Origin of the sequence: Labrys sp. 22185 (genome assembly GCF_052045555.1) — a bacterium.
Classification (GTDB): domain Bacteria; phylum Pseudomonadota; class Alphaproteobacteria; order Rhizobiales; family Labraceae; genus Labrys; species Labrys neptuniae.
In genome coordinates this window covers 1-2391 of record NZ_JBQEPH010000110.1, presented here as the reverse complement: position 1 = coordinate 2391, position 2391 = coordinate 1, and the positions used below count along the sequence as shown (strand labels likewise).

At 58.5% G+C, this 2391-nt stretch carries 2 pseudogenes; one reads left to right on the top strand and one right to left on the bottom strand.

What is annotated here, in order from left to right:
- Positions 1-1049 (bottom strand): annotated as a pseudogene (locus ACTJKX_RS38120) (hypothetical protein); the annotation flags it as partial.
- Between the two features lie 470 nt (positions 1050-1519).
- Here ACTJKX_RS38120 and ACTJKX_RS38115 point away from each other — a divergent pair.
- Positions 1520-2391: pseudogene (locus tag ACTJKX_RS38115) on the top strand (IS3 family transposase); the annotation flags it as partial.

The window sequence follows — 2391 nt, the reverse complement described above, 5'->3', positions numbered from 1 at the left end:
GCCCCTCCAGCCGCGGTCGCGGCGTTGGCATTGGCGCCCACGCCGATGGCGACGTTCTGGCCCGTTGCACCCGAAACAGAATTGGTGCCCATCGCAAGGCCGTTGGCACCGGAAGCCGAAGAATTCTGCCCGAATGCGAGCGCACTAGCCGCCGATGCCTTAGCCGTGATGCCGATCGCGATAGCATTGATCCCTGATGCCACCGAATTGGTGCCGATGGCTGTGGCATTGGAAGCATTAGCCAGTGCTCCATCGCCTTGAGCGATACCAAAGTTTGCGGCCACATTTGCGCCTCGACCGATTGCAATGCCCGAAGTTGCGGATCCACCGACAGAGGCTTCACCGCCGAGCGCTATCGAATTGACGCCTGCCGATTGAGCGCCACGTCGAGTATTGGCGCCAATAGCGATGGAACCCTGTCCTGAGGCAATCGTGGAGTTGGCGATACTGAGCGCGGTGATACCATCACCGCCGGCGCCGCCGATGGCAACGGCGTTCAGGCCATTAGCCCGGCTGCCGAAACCCAAAGCGGTCGCGCCTGTCGCCGTTGCCTGCGCCTCCAAGCCAATACCGGTTGCCCATCGTCCCCCTAGGCTCAAGAAACCGATCGCGGTTCCACCCGCTCCGGTGGCTTTGGAAAAAGCTCCATAGATGGTGCCAGCAGACATACCTGCCGCAGAAGCATTGCAGCCCGCAGCCGTCGAATACGTACCCGTCCCATCCGTAGCTTGGCCGGCGGTACCGCCAGGATTCGTCCGCCCAACAATGCCAGAGGAACCAGTATCACACGCCTCAACTGGCCCATCCTTAGTGATCGTAGTGATTGTATTTGCGGCCGCAGGGGCCAGCCACATCGCCGACAGCATTAACGCAGGCGCGACTGCGCATCGGGCACCGCCAATCCGACCACCGACACCCAACGCCCCTAATCCGAGACGCTTGTTTTTCATTCCCATAACGCGATGAGCCATGCGCAGCGCGGCATAAACCCGCTTACGCAAGCTGCGGCGAGCATTCTTGGCAAACGAAATACGGTGAGTTTCGAACATGTCGCCCCGGCACGTTGCCCCTCAAAAAGGAGCATCGAAGATTCCGCTAAGCCTCACAACAGTTACCGATTGGGAAGATTTAGCGGCAATGATAATCGAAAATCAAAAATAACTTCAAGTTAAAATTATATTTAAATATTTTATACCTAAAGATAAAGGCGTTTAATGCTAAAGTTGTGCGGAAATTTATAAATTTTATTATGAAATTTGCAATGTATACCGTTATCGCTTCAAGCCGAGTCATACCCTCTCGCGCAAGGCGACGACTTGCTGCTTAAGCTCCAATATCTCCAGCGACCGGCTCTGCCTGAGGTTTCCACAGCAATGTCGGTATGGTCAGCCTCGCCTATAACTTCCAGCGTCTCGCCTAACTCCAGGGGCGTACTGAGAGCCGGCTCTGGAAAACTGGACAGGTCAGATGAGTGGAGTTTCTGCCTGAAAGCGGCATGATGGCCGCGACAGGAGAGACCATGACGAGACGACCGCGGCAGAACCACACGCTGGCTTTCAAGGCGAAGGCGGCACTGGCAGCCGTCAAGGGCGAGAAGACACTGGCCGAGTTGGCTCAGCAGTTTGACGTCCATCCCAACCAGATCACGCACTGGCGCAGCCAGCTTCTTGAAGGAGCCGCCCGCGTTTCGGTTCGGAGGCGAAAGCCGAGGCCTCCGCGCCGCCGATCGACGTGAAGACGCTGCATGCTAAGATCGGGGAGCTGACGCCGGAGAATGATTTTTTGTCTAGCGCGCTCGGCAAGGCCGGCCTTCTGAGCGCAAAACGATGATCGATCGCGCGCACGACCTGCCGCTCAACCGGCAGGCCCGAGTTCTCGGGATCAGCCGGGGCAGCATCTACTATCTGCCTCGCGCGGTCCCGGCTGCCGATCTGGCTTTGATGCGCTGGATCGACGAGTTGCATCTGGAATACCCCTTCGTCGGCAGCCGGATGTTGCAGGGGCTTCTCGAAGCCGAGGGCTATGCCGCCGGGCGTCGGCATGTCACCGCGCTGATGAAGCGCATGGGGATCGAGGCGCTCTATCGTCGGCCGAATACCTCGAAGCCTGCACCGAGCTACAAGATCTTCCCATATCTTCTGCGCAAGCTGGCGGTCACGCGCCCCAATCAAGTCCCCCCTCTCGGCGATGCAAGCATCGCCTGCCGGGCAAGGGGGCGATGGATATCACCTACATCCCGATGGCGCGGGGCTTTGTCTATCTCACTGCCGTCGTTGACTGGTTCAGCCGTAAGGTTCCGGCCTGGCGGCTCTCAATCACCATGGATGCCAGCTTCTGCATCGAGGCGGTCGAGGAAGCGATGGCTCACTTCGGCAAGCCTGAGATCTTCAA